This window comes from Pseudomonas sp. LFS074 (assembly GCF_047978165.1).
Taxonomy (GTDB): domain Bacteria; phylum Pseudomonadota; class Gammaproteobacteria; order Pseudomonadales; family Pseudomonadaceae; genus Aquipseudomonas; species Aquipseudomonas putida_P.
This window is the reverse complement of record NZ_JBFPFV010000001.1, coordinates 368757-389042: the sequence shown is the minus strand read 5'-3', so window position 1 is coordinate 389042 and position 20286 is coordinate 368757. Positions and strand designations below refer to the sequence as shown.

Below are 20286 nucleotides of genomic sequence, written 5' to 3'. Positions count from 1 at the left end.
GCTGTGGTACAGCCTGGCCTCCCCTCTTTATATTCAGGCTATGTGGCGGACAGTGTACCACTCAGGCAGGTCCATGGCTGATCGCGGCCCCTGCGGGACCTTCAAGCCAACCCCAATTCACCCCAGATCCGCCGCACTTCGCGGCGCTCGTCGGCAAACTGCGCCGCATCGATCACCCCGGCCTGCTTCTGCAAAGCCTGGCGGTGCGAAGCCGAGCGGAACGCCTTGTACACTTCACGCAACAGCACCGCGTCACTGGCCGGCATCAAGTTCGCCTGCTCCAGCTCTTCCAGAATGCGGATGTTATCGGTCCATCGGAGTATGGCCGGGTGGTCGTGGGACCAGGCCAAAGCGGCGTATTGCACCATAAATTCGATATCGACGATACCGCCTGCATCCTGCTTGATATCGAAGGGCACACCGGCCTCGAAGGCGTTGGCCGCAGTACCGGCAGCCGTCGCCTTGGTACCCAGGTTGTCACGCATCTTGGCGCGCATGTCACTCACTTCGCCGCGCAGTTTTTCCAGGTCGCGGGGCTGGCCGAGCACCTTGGCGCGCACACCTTCGAACGCCGTGCCGACCTGCTTGCAGCCCACCAGCACCCGCGCCCGTACCAGCGCCTGGTGTTCCCAGGTCCAGGCCTCGTTCTGCTGGTAACGCTCGAACGCGCCCAGCGAGCTGACCAGCAGCCCCGAGGCGCCGGACGGGCGCAAACGCATGTCCACGTCATACAGCTGGCCCGAGTTGGTCTGGGTGGTCAGCAAGTGAATGATGCGCTGGCCCAGGCGCGTGAAGAACTGCGCGCTGTCGATCGGCTTGGCGCCGTCGGTTTCGGCCTGCGGGTCGCCGTCATGGATAAACACCAGGTCCAGGTCCGAACCGTGGCCAAGCTCCAGGCCGCCGACCTTGCCGTAACCAATGATGATGAACCCGGGGTCGCACAGGCTGCCGTCGCTGCGCTTGGGCTGGCCGTGGCGGGCCACGGTCTGGCGCCAGGCCAGGGCCAGCACCTGGTCGAGAATGGCTTCGGCCAGCCAGGTCAGGTAGTCGCTGACTTTCATCAGCGGCAGGTTGCCGCTGATTTCCGAAGCAGCTACGCGCAGGCTATGGGCCAGTTTGAAGTGGCGCAGCGCTTCCATCTGCTGCTCGAGGTCGTCCTCGGGGATACGCGTCAGGCGTTCGCGCAGCTCACTGGCCAGCTCTGGCGCCAAGGGCGGGCTGAACAAGCGGCCTTCATTGAGCAGCTCATCAAGCAGCAGCGGGTAGAGCGCGATCTGCTCGGCAATCCATGGGCTGGCAGCGCACAGGGTCAGCAGGCGGCGCAAGGCACCTGGGTTTTCGGTCAGCAGCACCAGGTAGGCCGAGCGCCGCGCCACGGCCTCGACCAGCGGCAACACCCGCTCCAGCACCAGGTCGGGGTTGTCATGCTCCACCGCCTGGGCCAGCAACCGTGGAATAAATGCGTCCAGGCGCTCACGGCCAATGCGCTGCATCGAGCGCAGCTGTGGGCTGGAGCGCAACCCGGCCAAGCGCCGCAAGGCCTCGACGGGCTGTTTGAAGCCGGCTTCTTGCAGCTGCCGGCCAGCGGCTTCTTCATCCTGCGCCTGCTCCCACAGCGGCGACCACTCGCCCCCCACCACCAGCTCGCCCTCGCCGTCTTCATCATCCGGGTCGGCGATGACCTGGCGGAAGTGCCAGTCGATACGGCCACGCCAGTACATCAGCTGGTCGTGGAAGCTCTGCCAGTCGGCAAAGCCAAGGATATACGCCACCCGCGCCTGGTCGGTCTCGCTCTCGGGCAGCATCTGCGTCTGGCGGTCGGCGATGGCCTGGATGGCGTGCTCGGTGTAACGCAGGAATTCATAGCCCTCGCGCAGCTCGGCGACCACTGCCGGCGGCAGATAACCCTGGCCTTCCAGCGTGGCCAGCACTTTGAGCAACGGCCGCTGCTGCAGGCTGAGGTCGCGCCCGCCGTGGATCAGCTGGAAGGCCTGGGCGATGAATTCCACCTCTCGGATGCCACCGGCACCCAGCTTGATGTTGTCGGCCATGCCCTTGCGCCGCACTTCCTGCTGGATCAGTTGCTTCATGGTGCGCAGCGCTTCGATCGCGGAAAAATCCAGGTATCGGCGGTACACGAACGGGCGCAGTACTTCCTGCAACTGCGCGCCGGCGGCCTGGTCGCCCGCCACTACCCGCGCCTTGATCATCGCGTAGCGCTCCCAGTCGCGGCCCTGGTCCTGGTAGTACTGCTCCAGTGCGTTGAAGCTGAGCACCAGTGCGCCGGCCGAACCATACGGGCGCAGGCGCATGTCGACGCGGAACACAAAGCCGTCGACGGTCACTGGGTCCAGTGCCTTGATCAGCCGTTGGCCAAGGCGGGTAAAGAACTCCTGGTTATCCAGCGAGCGCTTCACCCCTTCGGTTTCGCCGCCTTCGGGGAAGCCGAAGATCAGGTCGATGTCCGACGACAGGTTCAGCTCCACCGCCCCAAGCTTGCCCATGCCCAGCACCACCATGTGCTGCGGCTGGCCGCTGCGGTTGCCGATGGGCGTGCCGAACTGCTGGCAATGGCGCGGATACAGCCATTGGTAGGCTTCGTCGATGGCCGCATCGGCCAGGTCCGACAGGTCGCGGCAGGTTTCGCCCAGCTCGGCTTGGCGGGTGATGTCGCGCCAGATGATGCGCAGCTGCTGGCGGTTGCGCGCGCGGCGCAGGTTACGCGCCAGTTCGTCTTCGCTCTGCGCCGCCTGGGCAGCCTCGGCAATTTGCCCGCGCAACTCACCCGGGGCGTAACGCCGCTCCAACTCGCCACTGGCCAGCAGGGCAAACAGCATGGCCGGGTCGCGCTGGGCCACCCCCAGGACATAATCGCTGGCGGCGGCAACCTGATCGAACTGTTGCCGATGGGCTGGGCTCCAACCGTTCAGGTCAAGATCGGGGTGGGCAGCCACGGCATCGCTGATGAATTGCCGGTTGCGAACGACCAGTGGTTGCAGGGTGACGGGCAGATCGGAGGGCAAAGGTAGGCGCATGGTCTATCCTTGATCGGCGTGAAATAGAGGGGGAAAAGCGGCCAAGGGGAAGCCGGACCACGGTTGGACTGTCGTACAAAAGTTGGAAATAGCTGAAAAAAACGAAAACTTGGCAACAAACATCAAGAACCACCCGTTCGCGACACAATGCCAACCAACATGAACGTTTTTCCTCACAAGCCAAGGTGCGACCAAACGTCGCACAAATGTAGTTTTACTACTACTCGTGTCGTGCAAAAGCATGAAATGCGAACGCAAATGTAGTAAAACTACAACGCGCCGGAAGACACCCCGGTAATCCAAGAATTCACGACGTCTGCCCATAAGGCCAGTCGCAATCTCAGGCAATCGATTCTGGTTGCCTTTCCGCCCTGGAGCAAGCCATGCAAGACCTCGATCCAATCGAAACCCAGGAATGGCTGGATGCCCTGGAGTCGGTCCTCGACAAAGAAGGCGAAGACCGCGCTCATTACCTGATGACCCGTATGGGCGAGCTGGCCACCCGCAGTGGCTCCCAGCTGCCGTATGCGATCACCACGCCATACCGCAACACCATCCCTGTCACCCACGAAGCACGCATGCCTGGCGACCTGTTCATGGAACGCCGCATTCGCTCGATGGTGCGTTGGAACGCCTTGGCCATGGTCATGCGCACCAACCTGAAAGACTCGGACCTGGGCGGACACATCTCCAGCTTCGCCTCCAGTGCCACCCTGTACGACATCGGCTTCAACTACTTCTTCCAGGCCCCGACCGAAGAACACGGTGGCGACCTGATCTTCTTCCAGGGCCACGCTTCGCCAGGCGTCTACGCCCGTGCCTTCATGGAAGGCCGCATCAACGAAGACCAGATGAACAACTTCCGTCAGGAAGTGGACGGCAACGGCCTGTCTTCGTACCCGCACCCATGGCTGATGCCTGACTTCTGGCAGTTCCCGACCGTATCGATGGGTCTGGGCCCGATCCAGGCTATCTACCAGGCACGCTTCATGAAGTACCTGGAAGCCCGTGGCTTCATCCCGGCCGGCAAGCAGAAGGTCTGGTGCTTCATGGGCGACGGCGAGTGCGACGAGCCGGAATCCCTGGGCGCAATCGCCCTGGCCGGCCGTGAGAAGCTGGACAACCTGATCTTCGTCATCAACTGCAACCTGCAGCGCCTCGACGGCCCGGTTCGCGGCAACGGCAAGATCATCCAGGAACTCGAAGGCGTGTTCCGTGGCGGTGGCTGGAACGTCAACAAAGTCGTCTGGGGCCGTTTCTGGGACCCACTGCTGGCCAAGGACACCAACGGTGCCCTGCAGCGCCGCATGGACGAAGTCATCGACGGCGAGTACCAGAACTACAAAGCCAAAGACGGCGCGTACGTTCGTGAGAACTTCTTCAACACCCCAGAGCTCAAGGCCATGGTCGAAGACCTGTCCGACGAAGAGATCTGGAAGCTCAACCGTGGCGGCCACGACCCGTACAAGGTCTACGCGGCCTACCACCAGGCTGTGAACCACAAAGAGCAGCCGACCGTCATTCTGGCCAAGACCATCAAGGGTTACGGCACCGGTGCTGGCGAAGCCAAGAACACCGCGCACAACACCAAGAAGGTCGACGTCGACAGCCTGCGTCACTTCCGTGACCGCTTCGACATCCCGGTCAAGGATGCCGACCTTGAGAACCTGCCGTTCTTCAAGCCGGAAGAAGGTTCCGCCGAAGCCAAGTACCTGGCCGAGCGCCGCGCAGCCCTGGGTGGGTTCGTGCCGCAGCGCCGTGCCAAGAGCTTCAGCGTACCGACCCCATCCCTGGAAACGCTGAAAGCGATCCTGGACGGCTCGGGCGACCGTGAAATCTCCACCACCATGGCCTTCGTGCGTATTCTGGCGCAGCTGGTCAAGGACAAGGAAATCGGCCAGCGCATCGTCCCGATCATCCCGGACGAAGCCCGTACCTTCGGTATGGAAGGCATGTTCCGCCAGTTGGGCATCTACTCCTCGGTCGGCCAGCTCTACGAGCCAGTCGATAAAGACCAGGTGATGTTCTACCGCGAAGACAAGAAGGGCCAGATCCTCGAGGAAGGCATCAACGAAGCCGGCGCCATGTCGTCGTTCATCGCTGCCGGTACCTCGTACAGCTGCCACAACCAGCCGATGCTGCCGTTCTACATCTTCTACTCGATGTTCGGCTTCCAGCGTATTGGCGACCTGGCCTGGGCCGCTGGCGACAGCCGCACCCGTGGCTTCCTGATCGGCGGTACCGCCGGCCGTACCACCCTCAACGGTGAAGGCCTGCAGCACGAAGACGGTCACAGCCACATGATGGCGGGCACCATCCCGAACTGCCGCACCTACGATCCAACCTACGGCTACGAGCTGGCGGTGATCATCCAGGACGGCATGAAGAAGATGACCGAAGAACAACAGGACATCTTCTACTACATCACCGTGATGAACGAATCCTACCAGCAGCCAGCCATGCCGGCCGGTGTCGAGGAAGGCATCATCAAGGGCATGTACCTGCTCGAAGAAGACACCCGCGAAGCCGCGCACCACGTACAGCTGATGGGCTCCGGCACCATCCTGCGCGAAGTCCGCGAAGCGGCGAAGATCCTGCGTGAAGAGTTCAACGTCGGTGCCGACGTGTGGAGCGTCACCAGCTTCAACGAACTGCGTCGCGACGGCCTGGCCGTGGAACGCGCCAACCGCCTGAAGCCTGGCCAGAAGCCACAGCAGACTTACGTCGAAGAATGCCTGAACGGCCGCAAAGGCCCGGTCATCGCCTCTACCGACTACATGAAGCTGTTCGCCGAGCAGATTCGCCAGTGGGTACCGAGCAAAGAGTTCAAGGTTCTGGGTACCGACGGTTACGGTCGCAGCGACAGCCGCAAGAAGCTGCGTCACTTCTTCGAAGTCGACCGCCACTTCGTGGTGCTGGCTGCCCTGGAAGCCCTGGCTGACCGTGGCGAGATCGAACCTAAGGTTGTTGCAGACGCTATCGTCAAGTTCGGTATCGACCCGGACAAGCGCAACCCACTGGACTGCTGAGGAGTATTTTTAAGTGAGCGAACTCATTCGCGTACCTGACATCGGCAGCGGTGAAGGTGAAATCATCGAGCTGTTCGTCAAAGTCGGTGACCGTATCGAGGCTGACCAGAGCCTGCTGACCCTGGAGTCCGACAAGGCCTCAATGGAAATCCCGGCCCCCAAGGCCGGCGTCATCAAGGAACTGAAGGTCAAGCTGGGCGATCGCCTGAAAGAAGGCGACGAGCTGCTGGTTCTGGAAGCCGAGGGCGCCGCTGCTGCGGCCCCTGAGGCTCCGGCCGCTGCCGCTGCGCCGGCTGCTGCTCCAGCGCCTGCCGCCGAAGCCGCCCCTGCTCCGGCCGCAGCTCCGGCTGCCGCCAGCGTGCAGGACATCCACGTGCCGGACATCGGCTCGTCGGGCAAGGCCAAGATCATCGAAGTGCTGGTCAAGGTCGGCGACACCGTCGAAGCCGACCAGTCGCTGATTACCCTGGAGTCCGACAAGGCCTCCATGGAAATCCCGTCGCCGGCTGCCGGCGTGGTCGAAGAAGTCCTGTGCAAGCTGGAAGACGAAGTCGGCACTGGCGACCTGATCTTCAAGCTCAAGGTTGCTGGCGCTGCACCTGCTGCCGCTCCGGCACCTGCCGCAGCTGCTGCCCCGGCCAAGGCTGAGGCTGCTCCGGCCGCCGCACCTGCCGCTGCCGCCCCGGCTGCAGCCCCTGCACCGGCTGCTACCGCACCGGCCGCAGGCAGCAACGCCAAGGTTCACGCAGGCCCGGCTGTTCGTCAGCTGGCCCGTGAATTCGGTGTCGACCTGGGCGCAGTCGCGGCCACTGGCCCGCACGGCCGCATCCTGAAAGAAGACGTGCAGGTCTACGTCAAGGCGATGATGCAGAAGGCCAAGGAAGCGCCGGCAGCTGCTGGTGCAACCGGCGGCGCTGGCATCCCGCCGATCCCTGCCGTGGACTTCAGCAAGTTCGGTGAAGTGGAAGAAGTGGCCCTGACCCGCCTGATGCAGGTCGGTGCCGCCAACCTGCACCGCAGCTGGCTGAACGTGCCGCACGTGACCCAGTTCGACTCCGCCGACATCACCGAGCTGGAAGCCTTCCGCGTTGCGCAGAAGGCCGTGGCCGAGAAGGCTGGCGTGAAGCTGACCGTGCTGCCACTGCTGCTCAAGGCCTGCGCCTTCCTGCTCAAGGAACTGCCGGACTTCAACAGCTCGCTGGCGCCAAGCGGCAAGGCCATCATCCGCAAGAAGTACGTGAACATCGGCTTCGCCGTGGACACCCCGGATGGTCTGCTGGTCCCTGTGATCAAGAACGTCGACCAGAAGAGCCTGCTGCAACTGGCCGCCGAAGCCGCGGCGCTGGCTGAAAAAGCCCGCACCAAGAAGCTGTCGGCCGACGAGATGCAAGGCGCTTGCTTCACCATCTCCAGCCTCGGCCACATTGGCGGCACCGGCTTCACGCCGATCGTCAACGCGCCGGAAGTGGCTATCCTGGGCGTCTCCAAGGCGACCATGCAGCCGGTCTGGGATGGCAAGGCGTTCCAGCCGAAGCTGATGCTGCCGCTGTCGCTGTCCTACGATCACCGTGTGATCAACGGCGCTGCCGCTGCGCGCTTCACCAAGCGCCTGGGCGACGTGCTGGGCGATATCCGCACCATGCTGCTGTAAAGCTGCCCACTGCCCCTGCGTGCAGGGGCAGTACCCTTTTCGAGCTGCCACGCTCGTACCTCAACCCCGTCGATTGGCGGGGCTTTTTTTTTCCGCCGATTGGGATCCCCGGACGCCAAAAATCTCAAGGCGAACTAATATTCCCGACCAGACAGCCGATAACCCGTCCACAGCATCGCACATGGCCGCTTGCCAGCCCTCGGGACATGATGCAACCTTGCCAGATCCAACGCCGCCCAAGGGCCGCGTTCCCTCTTCAAGCGAGTCTTCGATGAAAAGCCAACCCGATGCCGCCAGCCGTGTGGCGGCCGAGGTCGTGACGCAGTTACCCGTGCCTTCGCGGCTGGGCATGCTGCGTTTCGAAAGGCTCAACGAAGCCACTTGGGCCATGCTCTACCTGGACCCGGCCTGCGAGCGTCAGTTCGGCCTGCAGGCCGGCGACCTGTGCGCCCTGGTAGACGCCCCGTACGCCAGCCTGATGGAGCCCGAAGCACGCTACCGGCTGCACGACGAGATCCAGCTGCAGCTGGCCCAGCGCGGCTACTACCGCGTGCGCTATACCCTGCACACCCCAAGTGCGTCGATGCGCTTGCTGGAGGCCGGTGAAGCCTACAAGCAGCACAACCGCCAGTTGCTGCGCGGTTACCTGAGCGTGCTCGACGACCAACAGGACGACACCGGCGAACCCGGCGCCAGCGACCTGGAATCACGCAACAACCGCCTGCAACTGGCCCTGCAACTGAACCAGCGCGCCCAGCAAGAGCAACTGGAACACCTGGAGCGTGTGCGTGGCCAGCAGGACCTGATCCTGCGCCTGGCCCGCCAGCGCTACAGCGCCGGCAACTCGCTGCTGGAAGCGGCCCAGCTGATTACCCAGAGTGCCTGCGAAATCTACAAGGTCGACAGCGCCAGTATCTGGCACCTGGAAGACCAGCGCCTGGAACCGATCATCGCCTGGTACCGCGATGCGCAGGAGCATCGCCAGCCCGAAGCCATCGATGCCAGCCGCTTCCCCGACTACCTCGACGCGCTGCACGCCAGCCGCGCCATCGACGCCCACAACGCCGGCCACGACCCACGCACCCGCGCCCTGGCGCAAAGCATGCGCCCGGAAAACAAGGCCATGCTCGACGCCAGTATCCGCGTCGATGGCCAGGTGGTCGGCGTGCTGTGCCTGGAGCAGACCGGCCAGGCACGGGCCTGGCAGTCGGACGAAATTGCCTTTGCCGGCGAGCTGGCCGACCAGTTCGCCCAGGTCATCACCAACCACAACCGCCGCGCTGCCACCAACGCCCTGCACCTGTTCCAACGTGCGGTCGAGCAAAGCGCCAGCGCCTTCCTGCTGGTCAACCGCGACGGCCGGGTGGAGTACGTCAACCCAAGCTTCACCGCCATCACCCAGTACAGCACCGACGAAGTGCAGGGCCGCCAGCTGGCTGAGCTGCCAGCGCTGGAAAACCTCAGCGAACTGCTGTTCGACTCGCCGTCGAGCCTGGCCATGGGCAACAGCTGGCAGGGCGAGTTCAAGAGCCGGCGCAAGAACCTGGAGCCGTACTGGGGGCAGTTGTCGATTTCCAAGGTGTACGGTGACAACCGTGAGCTGACCCACTACATCGGCATCTACGAAGACGTCACCCAGACCAAGCTGGCCCAGCAGCGTATCGAGCGCCTGGCCTACACCGACAACCTGACCAACCTGGGCAACCGCCCGGCGTTCATCCGCAGCCTCGACGAACGCTTTGCCCGTGATGGCGAAAGCGCGATGTGCCTGCTGCTGGTGGACATCGACAACTTCAAGCGGATCAACGACAGCCTTGGCCACCAAACCGGTGACAAGCTGCTGATCAGCTTGGCCCGGCGCCTGCGCAACAGCCTTCACGCCGGTGGCATCCTGGCCCGTTTTGCCAGTAACGAATTCGCCGTGCTGCTCGACAACACCAGCCTGGAAGATGGCCAGGGCGTTGCTCTGCAGTTGCTGCGCACCCTCGACAAGCCGATGTTCGTCGACAACCAGCTGATCAACGTCACCGCCTCGGTAGGCCTGGCCTGTGCACCGTTGCACGGCGTCGACCCGGCCAGCCTGATGAAAAATGCCGGCCTGGCGCTGCACAAGGCCAAGGCCAACGGCAAACACCAGGTGCAGGTGTTCACCGAAGTGCTCAATGCCGAAGCCAGCTACAAGCTGTTCGTCGAGAACAACCTGCGCCGCGCCCTGACCCAGAACGAGCTGGAGGTGTTCTACCAGCCCAAGATCTGCCTGCGCAGCGGCCGCCTGCTGGGGCTGGAAGCCTTGCTGCGCTGGAACCACCCAGAGCGCGGCATGATTCGCCCGGACCAGTTCATCAGCGTGGCGGAAGAGACCGGCCTGATTATTCCCATTGGGAAATGGGTGGTACGCCAGGCGTGCCGCATGAGCCAGCAACTGCGCGAGGCAGGCATGGGCAACCTGCACGTGGCCATCAACCTGTCACCCAAGCAGTTCTCCGACCCGGACCTGGTGGCGTCGATCAGCACCATCCTCAAGGATGAAGCCCTGCCCCCGCACCTGCTTGAGCTGGAGCTGACCGAAGGCCTGCTGCTGGAGGCCAGCGAAGACACCCACCGCCAGCTGGACGAGCTGAAGGCCCTGGGCCTGACCCTGGCCATGGACGACTTCGGGACCGGTTATTCGTCGCTGAGCTACCTGAAGAAGTTTCCGATCGACATCCTCAAGATCGACCGCAGCTTCATCAACGAAATCCCCGACAACCAGGACGACATGGAAATCACCTCGGCGGTGGTGGCCATGGCCCACAACCTGAAGTTGAAGGTGGTGGCCGAAGGGATCGAGACGCCGGAGCAACTGGCGTTCCTGCGTCGGCACCGCTGCGACGTGGGCCAGGGTTACCTGTTCGACCGGCCAATTCCGGGGCGCGAGCTGGCTGAGCGGTTGAAGCGCTATCCGCGTGGCCCGGTGGCCTGACAGCCACGCAAACCTCGGGCACTATAGAGCCCATACGGGCCCTTTCGCGGGTAAACCCGCTCCCACAGGTACGCCACAGTATTCGAAATCTGTGGGTTGCCTGTGGGAGCGGGTTTACCCGCGAATGCCCCAGCCCCTATCTCAAAGCCATACAGAGGAACGGCCATGGTCCTGCGTTCGGAAATCCTGGTGAACAAAAACGTCATGCCAACTGCGGAACAGGCCCTGCCTGGCCGCGAAACGCCAATGAGCCTGCCCGAGTTCCACTACGTGTTCGAAGGCACCCCACTGCTCGGTCCATTCTTCGAAGGCGCCATCGACTTCGCCATCTTCGGCCTGGGTTGCTTCTGGGGCGCCGAGCGCCGCTTCTGGCAGCGTGAAGGCGTGGTCAGCACGGTGGTCGGTTACGCCGGCGGCTTCACCCCACACCCCACCTACGAAGAGGTCTGCTCAGGCCTGACCGGCCACACCGAAGTGGTGCTGGTGGTGTTCGACAAGGACAAAGTCAGCTACCGCGAGCTACTGGCAATGTTCTGGGAGCTGCACAACCCGACCCAGGGCATGCGCCAGGGTAACGACGTCGGCACCCAGTACCGCTCGGCCATCTACTGCACCAGCCCAGAACAGCTGGAACAGGCCAAAGCCAGCCGCGACGCGTTCCAGGCCGAGCTGAGCAAGGCCGGCTTCGGCGAGATCACCACCGAAATCGACCAGGCACCCACCGTGTACTTCGCCGAGGCCTACCACCAGCAGTACCTGGCCAAGAACCCGCAGGGCTACTGCGGCATTGGCGGCACCGGCGTTTGCCTGCCACCCAGCCTGCAGGGCAACTGAACAATGGCCACGATGACACTGTTCCACTCGCCGTTGTCGCCCTTCGTGCGCAAGGTCATGGTGGTATTGCACGAAACCGGCCAGCTCGAGCGCGTGCAGCTGCAGCCGGTGAACATCAGCCCGGTGAGCGGCGACCCGCAGCTCAACCAGGACAACCCGATCGGCAAAATCCCAGCCCTGCGCCTGGACGATGGCACTGTGCTGCATGACAGCCGGGTGATCTGCGAGTACCTCGACCTGCAACACGTCGGCCTGCCGCTGCTGCCGCGTGAGGGTTCGGCGCGTTGGCGGCGCATGACGCTGGTATCGCAGGCCGATGCAATCATGGATGCGGCGGTGTCGTCGCGCTATGAAAGCTTCCTGCGGCCCGAGGAAAAACGCTGGGACGGCTGGCTGCAGGCGCAGGGCGACAAGATCCGCCGTAGCCTGGCTAACCTTGAGCAGGAGCATTTGCCCGAGCTGATGTCCGGTTTCGACCTGGCGGCGATTGGCGTGGCCTGTGCGCTGGGGTATCTGGACTTGCGTCAGCCCGAGTTTGGCTGGCGTGAGCGCCAACCTGGGTTGGCTGCGTGGTATGCCGAAGTGGCCAAGCGGCCGTCGATGGTCGCCACATCCCCAGTGGCCTGAAGGGCCTCTTCGCGGGTAAACCCGCTCCCACAGGGTACAGCGCCAATTTCAAATTGTGCGGCATACCTGTAGGAGCGGGTTTACCCGCGAATGCCTCACTTCGGTATCACAGGAAACAGCTGCCCAATCCTGAAGGCCAACCACCGCCCGATTTCTCTGTCCTCCCTCATGCCGCTCTCCCCACCCGCGCCCAGTCCAGCCGCCGGGTCAGCACCATGAACACCCCCAGCAAGCCAAAGCACAGCAGCGACCCCATCAGCAGCGCATAATCTTCGGCACTCAACAGCCCGTAAAGCAGCGCGTACAGCGCCGCCAACCCTGCCGCAAACCCCACCCCTCGCCCCAGGCTGCGCAACACATGGCTGAGGTAGAAGCCGATCAACAGCACACACGCCGAAGCCGACAGCCCATACGCCAGGCCAAAGCCGATGTGCTCGGACAACGACAGCAACAACAGGTAGAAGAACGCCAGCGCCACACCCACCAGGATGTACTGCACCGGGTGCACACTCAGGTTTTTCAGCACCTCGAACAGGAAGAAGCCGGCAAAGGTCAGCGCGATGAATAACAACGCGTATTTGATCGCCCGCTCGCTTTTCAGGTACTGGTCCACCGGGTCGATAAAGCTCACGCCAAAGCTGCGCTCGTTGAAGTCTTCGCACTGGCCGGCGGTGGCGCATTGGCGCAGGGCATCTTCAAGGTTGGTGGCGAAGAACGACGTCTGCCAGTGAGCGCTGAAGCCCTGGGCATCGATGTCGCGGCGGTTGGGCAGATAGCTGCCGACGAAGCTCGGGTGCGGCCAGTTTGCACGCATGGCCACGCTGCTGGTGCGGCCCACCGGCACGACGTGCAACTGCCCGGTGCCTTGTAATGCAAGGTCGAAGCCGTAGCTGAATTCCCGTGCTTGCAGGCCATCCAGCATCGGCAGGCTGGCATGCACGCCACCGCGCATCCAGTCGAGCTGGGTGCCGGCCTCGAACGGCAGCCTCTGCTCGTCGATGCTCAGTTCCAGGCCATTCTCGATGCCGCGGATATCGCTGATGCCCACCACCAGGAAAGGTTTGTCGAAGCGGTAGTCGTCGAAGTCCTTGTCGATGCCCCAACTCTCCGGGAGCTTGAAGCGGCCACTGATACGCCCCTTGGCATGGAACAGCCGCGCCTGGTAGATACCGCGGGCACGCAGTTCGGTGTCCACACCCAGGTCGGCGTCGAAGGTTTCCGGCAGAAAGTACAAGTGGCCGGCAATGGTGCTGGTTTCCTGGGTGCGTTCGCCGTCCTTCTCGATCCAACGGCGCTGGTACTTGCGATAAGGCACCACCAGCAGCGGGCCACTGAGTTGCTGGTCGAAGCTGGCACTCTGGGCGATGTCGCGCAGTACGTTGTCGCGCAGGGCCTGGCGTTCATCGATCAGGCCGTTGATCAGCAACAGCGGAATGAGCAGCAGCAAGATGAGCACGGCGATCATGCCGAGCTTGTAACCGAGGGTCTTGTTCATGGGGCCTCCTGTGGCAGTGGGCGCAGTGTCTGCGCCTTGCGTGGAGGCCTTGGGGAGCTTGTGTGGAGATTGTGTGTTTTTGGGTCCGCGCATTATTCGAAGTTTGCGCGGTCCCTGTAGGAGCGGCCTTGCGTCGCGATGGGCTGCGCAGCAGCCCCGGCTATCTCAACTAATACGCCGCACCGGCAACCACAACCGCACCCGCACCCCGCCATCAACGTTATCCACCGCCAACGCTCCGCCATGCAGTTGCATCACCTCGGCCACGAAATTCAGCCCCAGCCCGGTGCTCTTGCGCCCGCTCCCCGGCCGCGGCAGCGAGTAGAACCGCTCGCTGACCCGCCCAATGGCATACGCCGGTATCGCGTGCCCCTGGTTGAACAGGCTCAATGCGACCCGCTCACCATCGCGCTCCAGGTCGAACAGCAGCGCGCCACCTTCGGGGGTGAAATCCAGCGCGTTGTCGAGCAGGTTGGCCAGCGCCTGGCGCATCAGGAACGGATCGCACAGCAAACGCAACCCGGCAGGCACACGCTGGCGCACGTGCAGGTTGGCACCTTCGATTCGCGCCGCATGGGCCAGCAGCAATTCATCGACAAGCGCCGCCAGCGCCACCTGCTGTTCATCCTCCAGCGCCTGCATCTGCTCGACCCTGGCCAAGTTGAGCAGGCGCTCGATCATCTGCTGCAAGCGTTCGCTTTCGCGCTCGATATTGCCGGCAAAGCGTGCCCGTTGCTCGGCAGGCATATCGTCGCCCTGCAACAGCTCGGAAGCCCCCCGAATGGCCGCCAGCGGGCTTTTCAGCTCGTGGGTCAGGGTGTGTACGTAGCGCTCGACATAGGCCTTGCCCTCCAGCTGGGTGCGCATGCGTTCCACCGCCTGTGCCAGGTGCGCCAGCTCGCCCCCCTTGTAGTGCGGCAATGCGGCCCGTTCACCCTCGCTGACCGCCTGGGCATAACGCGCCAGCCGCCGCAGCGAACGCGCCAGCCACCACGACAGCGCAGCGCCGATCAGCAAGCCCAGGCCGATCAGCCCCAAGCCCAACGTAAGCAAGCGCCGCTCGGATCGGTCGATGTACGGTTGCAGCGAGCTATTGGGTTTGGCCACCGTGACAACGCCGATGATCCTGCCGTCGTCGATGATCGGTGCGCCAACGTGCATCACCGAGGTGCTTTCATCACTGGGGTCGCTGCGGGTGGAGCGGGCGCCGTACTGGCCACGCAAGGTCAGCAACACGTCATTCCACTGCGAGTAGTCCTTGCCCAATGCCTCACCGCTGGAGTCCAGCAACACGATGCCCTTGGCGTCAGTGACGTAGATGCGGTGGCTGACCTGGTTTTTGGCCAGGCCCCAAATCTGCGCACCCGGGCTGCGCGAGCCGTAGGCTTTGAGCACCTCGGGCAGACGCCCCTGGTTCAGGGTGCCGGCCTTGACGTCATCACGCAGGATCTCCGCCAGCAGGTTGGCGGTGTCTACCAGGGTTTCTTCGGAAGACTGACGCACGACCGGGCGTATCTGTTCGCGTACGGTGTTGAGCAAGAAATAGCCCGCCAACCCCACGAACAGGAAGTACACCAGGAAGATCCGGATGCCCAGGCGCATCAGGCATGTTCCGGGCTGTAGCTGTAGCCGAGGCCACGGTGGGTCTGGATTGGCTCGCCGCCACTGGCCACCTGGCGCAGCTTGGCGCGCAGGCTCTTGATATGGCTGTCGATGGTGCGCTCGTAGCCCACGTCGCTGGCCACGCCCAGGGCATCGAGCAGTTGTTCGCGGCTGAATACGCGCTGTGGTTGCTCCAACAGGCATTGCAGCAGTCGGAATTCGTGGCGCGTCAGTGTGAGGGGCTGGCTGCGGTAGGTGATCTGCATGCGCAGGGTGTCGAGCTGGAACAGCGCGGCATCGGTCGCGGGCTCGGCCCTGGGGGCCATGCGCTTGAGAATCGCCCGCACCCGTGCGGCCACTTCACGCGGGCTGAAGGGTTTGACCACATAGTCGTCGGCACCGATTTCCAGGCCTACCACCCGGTCGATCTCGCCGTCGCGGGCGCTGAGGAACATCACCGGCACTTCGCTGAAGCGGCGCAATTGGCGGCAGGTTTCAAAGCCACTGATGTCGGGCAGGCCGATGTCGAGGATGATCAGGTCGGCCGGGCGCTGGCGTTGCTGGTCGAGGGCGGCACTACCGAGGGTCACCCATTCGGTGCTGTGGCCATCGGCCTGCAGGGCGTAGAGCAGGGTGTCGGCGATGGCGGCTTCGTCTTCGACAATGAGGATATGGGGCATAGTGCGCGGCCTGTGTAAATGTCGATGGCGACGCACTATTGTGTAGGAGCGGCCTTGTGTCGCGAAAGGGCCGCAGAGCGGCCCCGGCAATATCTGCATCAACGCTTGGATCGTGGGGCCGCTTTGCGGCCCTATCGCGACACAAGGCCGCTCCTACAAGGGGACCGGTCTGGCTTCAGGTCAGCAGTCAGGCTTGCCAGCGGTGAATTTCTTGGCCGGGTTGACTGCGGCCTTGAACTCGCGCAATGCCTTGGAACCCACCAGCAGCGGGTAGTTGAAGCTGCTGCGATCCACCAGGTTCACTTCCACGGTGCGCTTCACATCACCCAGACACAGCTCCAGGTCGACCACCGGGCGCTTGGAGATTTCCGGCGCATCGCCCTCCTCCTCTTCATCGGCACGGCCCTTGATCTTGCTGATGCGCGAGACCTTGTGCTCGTACACCTTGCCGTCCGAGTCCTTGGTCGCCAGGCGGAAGCGCACCCACTCCTCGCCATCGCGGTTGAACAGTTCGATATCCTTGGCCGACAACGAGGCGGTGAACGCACCGGTGTCCATCTTGGCTTTCAGGGTTTCGCCAAGCTCAGGCAGGGCGATGTTCTCGTAACGGCCGTAGATCGTGGGCTCGGCAGCCATTACCGGCATGGCCAACAATGACAACAGAGCAAGCAGAGGTTTCACAGGCAGGCTTCCTTGAGAAGGGTCAGTGCTTAGACTGCAATGGCTGAATAGGTTCGCTGTGACAAGCCTAACCAACATAATGTGAAACATTTGTCCCTGCCGACGGGCATTGGACATTTGGCGTAGGCCATTGCGCTGCTTATCATTGCCAATCGTTCATCTCCCACAACAAGAGTTTCTTTATGCGTCGCCTGCTGACCGGCATTCTCACAACCACCCTGCTGCTGCTCAATACTGTGGTGTTGATCTGCCCGCTGCTGGTCTTCGCCCTGCTCAAACTGGTGTTGCCGGGCCGTGGGCGTGATTACGCATCATGGGCGGTGATGTGGGTGGCGGAAACCTGGTCGGAGATCGACAAGGCCATCTTCGCCCTGTGCATCCCGACCCAGTGGGACATTCGCGGCGTCGAGAACCTGCGCAAGGACACCTCGTACCTGGCCGTGAGCAACCACCAGACCTGGGTCGATATCCCCGCGCTGATCGAAAGCCTCAACCGCCGCACACCGTTCTTCAAGTTCTTCCTGAAAAAAGAGCTGATCTGGGTCCCGCTGCTGGGTCTGGCCTGGTGGGGGCTGGATTACCCATTCATGAAGCGCTACAGCAAGGCGTTTCTGGAAAAGCACCCCGAGCTCAAGGGCAAGGACCTGGAAATCACCAAGGCGGCCTGCGAGCTGTTCAAGCGCCAGCCAGTGACGGTGGTGAACTATCTGGAAGGCACGCGCTTTACCGAAGCCAAACGCCAGGAACAGCAGTCGCCGTATCGTTACCTGCTCAAGCCCAAGGCCGGTGGCGTGGCGTTCGTGCTGGCGGCACTGGGCGAGCAACTGGATGCCTTGCTGGACGTGACCATCGTCTACCCCGGCAACAAGGCACCGGGGTTCTGGGCGTTGCTCAATGGCAGCATTAGCCGGGTGATTATCGACATTCAGGTGCGCGAACTGGACCCGGCATTGTGGGCGGGTGATTACGAGAATGACCCGGAGTTTCGGCAGACGGTACAGGCTTGGGTGAATCAGCTTTGGGTGGAGAAGGACCAGCGGATTGAGCAACTGCGCCAGGAAATGCGTTGAGATTTTTGTTTTCTGGACCGGCCAATTCGCGGTAAACCCGCTCCCACAGGTACTGCATTGCCTTTGAAAACTGTGCGGTCCCTGTAGGAGCGGGTTTACCCGCGAATTGGCCGGAACAGGCAGTGCAAATATCCAATTAAAACCTTGGCTAATAATCAGCATTAGGATTACTTCTTTGTCACACCCTACCTAAGTGGATAAAAATCGATCAAAGCACAACTACAAAAAAGCTTGGATCGATCAATGGCCAACCCACCCCGCTCCGCCCCCGCCCCCGCCCCCGCCCCCGCCCCCGCCCAGCTTCGCCGTGTCCTCGGCCTGCCCGCCCTGGTATTTTTCGGCCTGGTCTATATGGTCCCACTGACCATCTTCACCACCTACGGCATCGTCACCGAACTCACGGGGGGCCGCACTGCCGGCGCCTACCTGGTCACCCTGGTGGCCATGCTGTTCACCGCCGCGTCCTATAGCTTCATGGTCAAGCGCTTCCCGGTCGCGGGCTCGGCGTACTCCTACACCAACATGGCGTTCGGCCCCAACATCGGCTTCCTCGCCGGTTGGTCGCTGCTGCTCGACTACCTGTTCCTGCCGATGATCAACTACTTGCTGATCGGGCTGTTCCTCAACATCGCCTTCCCCGCAGTGCCCGCCTGGGCCTTCGTGCTCGCCTGCATTGCCCTAGTGACAGTGCTGAACGTGGTCGGCATCAACTCGGTGGCCAAGACCAGCAACCTGATCGTCGGCGCGCAGATCGTGTTCATCGGCGTGTTTGTCGCACTGTCCTGCCAGGCCTTGGCTGGCCAGCCGCTCGACCTGCTGTCGCCGCTGCTGGGTGACGGCAGCAAACCGGGCTTCGGCCACCTGATGGCTGGCGCAGCGGTGTTGTGCTTGTCGTTTTTGGGCTTCGACGCCGTCTCGACCTTGGCCGAAGAATGCCGCGACGCACGCCGCGACGTGCCACGGGCGATCATCCTCACCACCCTGTTTGCCGGTTTGCTGTTCACCGTGCTGGCCTATGTCAGCCAGCTGGTGTTGCCGGGTAGCAGCTTCGCCAATGCCGATGCGGCGGCCAATGAAGTGATGTTCAAGGCGGGCGGGCAGTTCCTTACCAACTTCTTCACTGCCGCTTATGTGGCGGGCAGCCTGGGTTCGGCGCTGGCTTCGCAGGCAGCGGTGTCGCGCATTCTGTTCACCATGGGCCGTGACAACGTGCTGCCACGGCGTAGCTTCGGTTACCTGTCGCCGCGCTTTGGCACGCCGGTGTTCGCCATTGCGTTGGTGTCGGCGTTCTCGCTGCTGGCGCTGGTGATCGACCTGTCCACCCTCGCCTCGCTGATCAGCTTTGGCGCACTGGTGGCGTTCTCGGCGGTGAACCTGGCGGTGGTGAAAACTCATCTGATGGACGACACCAGCCAGCGCAATGCCAAGAACCTGCTGCGCTACGGTGTGGTGCCATTGGTGGGGTTGGGGCTGACCTTGTGGCTGTGGACCAGCCTGTCGGCGCTGACGCTGGTGATTGGCCTGTGCTGGTTTGCGCTAGGCCTTGTGTACCTTGCCGTACTGACCGCAGGCTTCCGCCGCCCGGTGCGCCTGGTGGATTTCACCGAAGCGGCCTGACCTGCCGAGACGACGCAAAACCGCTTTTTCTTGTAGGAGCGGCCTTGTGTCGCGAAAGGGCCGCGCAGCGGCCCCAGGGATTTCCGCTTCACCTCGAAGATTGCCGGGGCCGCTTTGCGGCCCTTTCGCAACACAAGGCCGCTCCCACAGGTACAGCGCCAGGCTTGAAGTCTGCGAAAAACCTGTGGACGCTAACTTGCCGGCGATAGAGCCGCCGCTGGCAACCCAAAAACCTCAGACCGAAGGCTGGGTCAACGGCGCCGGGGTTGTCCATAGGCTACCCAGGTTCTGCAACAACGACCCAGCAATCCCTTGCTGCCCCAGGTACTGCAGAATCAACGGCGCAAACTGCCCGATCATCCCGGTATCCATGCCCAGCGCCTTGAACGCAGTGTCCAGGTCGCTGCGGTTTTCCACGTTGCTGCCCAGCGCATTGCTCAATGCCGACTGGCTTTCGCTGTTCTTGCCCAGCAAATCGCCCAACCCACTCAACCCACCCAGCGCATTGGCCCCGGCCAGCAGGTCCAGCCCCGGCACGGCCTTGGTCAGTTGCCCATAGTCATCGCTGCTCAGATTGTTGCGCGCCAACCCCAGCATTGCACCCGCCCCACCTACGGCCTGTTCGGGGGTGATCTTCAATTCACTGCCCAGGGTGTTGAGCAAATTGGCCTGTGCCTCGGGCGCCTGCACTTGGGCTTGCTGGCTCTGCTTCTGGTTTTGCATGGCCGACACGGCGTTGGCGGCATCGCTGAGGTTGAAGGCGAACACCGGGCTTGCGGCCAGGGTCATCAGGGTTGCCAAGGTGAACGCTTTCATCGGGAGGGACCTCGTTGGCCATGGATGGGATGGGCTGGGAAACGGACTTTTGACCGCAACATTAGTGGTTTGTTCCTGGATCAAGATCGAATACACGCTGGGCTATGAGTGACCTGTCATTTCTGCCAGTAGCAGTTGGCAGACGGCTCCTAAATAATAAAAATTCAAATCAGCCGTGCTTAGAATT

13 protein-coding genes are annotated in these 20286 nt (G+C 62.7%); 7 read left to right on the top strand and 6 right to left on the bottom strand.

Annotation, left to right across the window (positions count from 1 at the left end):
* Positions 1–101: 101 nt before the first annotated feature.
* Positions 102–3035 carry a bifunctional [glutamate--ammonia ligase]-adenylyl-L-tyrosine phosphorylase/[glutamate--ammonia-ligase] adenylyltransferase gene (glnE, locus tag ACNQP3_RS01725; protein ID WP_060493160.1) on the bottom strand — a complete coding sequence of 978 codons (2934 nt, stop codon included), beginning with the start codon at positions 3033–3035 and terminating at the stop codon, positions 102–104.
* A 383-nt stretch (positions 3036–3418) separates the two neighbouring features.
* Between glnE and aceE the strand changes: the two genes are divergently transcribed.
* The 5 genes from aceE to ACNQP3_RS01700 all read left to right on the top strand — a co-directional run bounded on the left by aceE (position 3419) and on the right by ACNQP3_RS01700 (position 12138).
* Entirely contained in the window at positions 3419–6064 is a 2646-nt protein-coding gene (gene aceE / locus ACNQP3_RS01720; protein ID WP_060493161.1) for a pyruvate dehydrogenase (acetyl-transferring), homodimeric type, read from the top strand.
* Positions 6065–6077: 13 nt separating this feature from the next.
* Positions 6078–7715 (top strand): dihydrolipoyllysine-residue acetyltransferase, encoded by a 1638-nt coding sequence (gene aceF, locus ACNQP3_RS01715; protein ID WP_012270136.1) that lies wholly within the window; start codon positions 6078–6080, stop codon positions 7713–7715.
* Between the two features lie 271 nt (positions 7716–7986).
* Positions 7987–10677, top strand: a complete 2691-nt coding sequence (locus tag ACNQP3_RS01710) for a putative bifunctional diguanylate cyclase/phosphodiesterase (protein WP_012270135.1) — start codon at positions 7987–7989, stop codon at positions 10675–10677.
* A gap of 165 nt (positions 10678–10842) precedes the next feature.
* Positions 10843–11511: a peptide-methionine (S)-S-oxide reductase MsrA gene (gene msrA / locus ACNQP3_RS01705; protein WP_060493162.1), complete on the top strand. Its 669-nt coding sequence runs from the start codon at positions 10843–10845 to the stop codon at positions 11509–11511.
* Positions 11512–11514: 3 nt separating this feature from the next.
* Positions 11515–12138, top strand: a complete 624-nt coding sequence (locus ACNQP3_RS01700; RefSeq protein WP_012270133.1) for a glutathione S-transferase — start codon at positions 11515–11517, stop codon at positions 12136–12138.
* Positions 12139–12304: 166 nt separating this feature from the next.
* On the opposite strand, the gene creD is transcribed toward ACNQP3_RS01700, so the two are convergent.
* From creD to ACNQP3_RS01680, 4 genes are all read right to left on the bottom strand, one after another.
* A complete protein-coding gene (gene creD, locus ACNQP3_RS01695) occupies positions 12305–13633 on the bottom strand; it encodes a cell envelope integrity protein CreD (protein WP_264316747.1) in 1329 nt (442 codons plus the stop codon).
* Positions 13634–13798: 165 nt separating this feature from the next.
* Positions 13799–15235: a two-component system sensor histidine kinase CreC gene (gene creC, locus ACNQP3_RS01690; protein WP_060515046.1), complete on the bottom strand. Its 1437-nt coding sequence runs from the start codon at positions 15233–15235 to the stop codon at positions 13799–13801.
* Positions 15235–15915, bottom strand: coding sequence for a two-component system response regulator CreB (gene creB / locus ACNQP3_RS01685; protein WP_060515047.1), 681 nt, complete (start codon positions 15913–15915; stop codon positions 15235–15237). Before creB ends, creC begins: the two co-directional genes overlap by 1 nt.
* A gap of 180 nt (positions 15916–16095) precedes the next feature.
* Positions 16096–16596: an ATP-dependent zinc protease gene (locus tag ACNQP3_RS01680; RefSeq protein ID WP_012270129.1), complete on the bottom strand. Its 501-nt coding sequence runs from the start codon at positions 16594–16596 to the stop codon at positions 16096–16098.
* Positions 16597–16778: 182 nt separating this feature from the next.
* Here ACNQP3_RS01680 and ACNQP3_RS01675 point away from each other — a divergent pair, with 182 nt between their 5' ends.
* Entirely contained in the window at positions 16779–17666 is an 888-nt protein-coding gene (locus tag ACNQP3_RS01675) for an acyltransferase (protein WP_060493166.1), read from the top strand.
* Between the two features lie 243 nt (positions 17667–17909).
* Positions 17910–19283, top strand: a complete 1374-nt coding sequence (locus ACNQP3_RS01670) for an APC family permease (protein ID WP_264316746.1) — start codon at positions 17910–17912, stop codon at positions 19281–19283.
* A 234-nt stretch (positions 19284–19517) separates the two neighbouring features.
* On the opposite strand, the gene ACNQP3_RS01665 is transcribed toward ACNQP3_RS01670, so the two are convergent.
* Entirely contained in the window at positions 19518–20099 is a 582-nt protein-coding gene (locus tag ACNQP3_RS01665; RefSeq protein ID WP_179027109.1) for a DUF2780 domain-containing protein, read from the bottom strand.
* Between the last annotated feature and the right edge of the window lie 187 nt (positions 20100–20286).

Bases quoted from the DNA above. Each gene is read 5' to 3' on its own strand.
- glnE (WP_060493160.1), bottom strand. From the start codon at position 3,035: ATGCGCCTACCTTTGCCCTCCGATCTGCCCGTCACCCTGCAACCACTG.
- aceE (WP_060493161.1), top strand. From the start codon at position 3,419: ATGCAAGACCTCGATCCAATCGAAACCCAGGAATGGCTGGATGCCCTG.
- ACNQP3_RS01710 (WP_012270135.1), top strand. From the start codon at position 7,987: ATGAAAAGCCAACCCGATGCCGCCAGCCGTGTGGCGGCCGAGGTCGTG.
- msrA (WP_060493162.1), top strand. From the start codon at position 10,843: ATGGTCCTGCGTTCGGAAATCCTGGTGAACAAAAACGTCATGCCAACT.
- ACNQP3_RS01700 (WP_012270133.1), top strand. From the start codon at position 11,515: ATGGCCACGATGACACTGTTCCACTCGCCGTTGTCGCCCTTCGTGCGC.
- creD (WP_264316747.1), bottom strand. From the start codon at position 13,633: ATGAACAAGACCCTCGGTTACAAGCTCGGCATGATCGCCGTGCTCATC.
- creC (WP_060515046.1), bottom strand. From the start codon at position 15,235: ATGCGCCTGGGCATCCGGATCTTCCTGGTGTACTTCCTGTTCGTGGGG.
- creB (WP_060515047.1), bottom strand. From the start codon at position 15,915: ATGCCCCATATCCTCATTGTCGAAGACGAAGCCGCCATCGCCGACACC.
- ACNQP3_RS01675 (WP_060493166.1), top strand. From the start codon at position 16,779: ATGCGTCGCCTGCTGACCGGCATTCTCACAACCACCCTGCTGCTGCTC.
- ACNQP3_RS01670 (WP_264316746.1), top strand. From the start codon at position 17,910: ATGGCCAACCCACCCCGCTCCGCCCCCGCCCCCGCCCCCGCCCCCGCC.
- ACNQP3_RS01665 (WP_179027109.1), bottom strand. From the start codon at position 20,099: ATGAAAGCGTTCACCTTGGCAACCCTGATGACCCTGGCCGCAAGCCCG.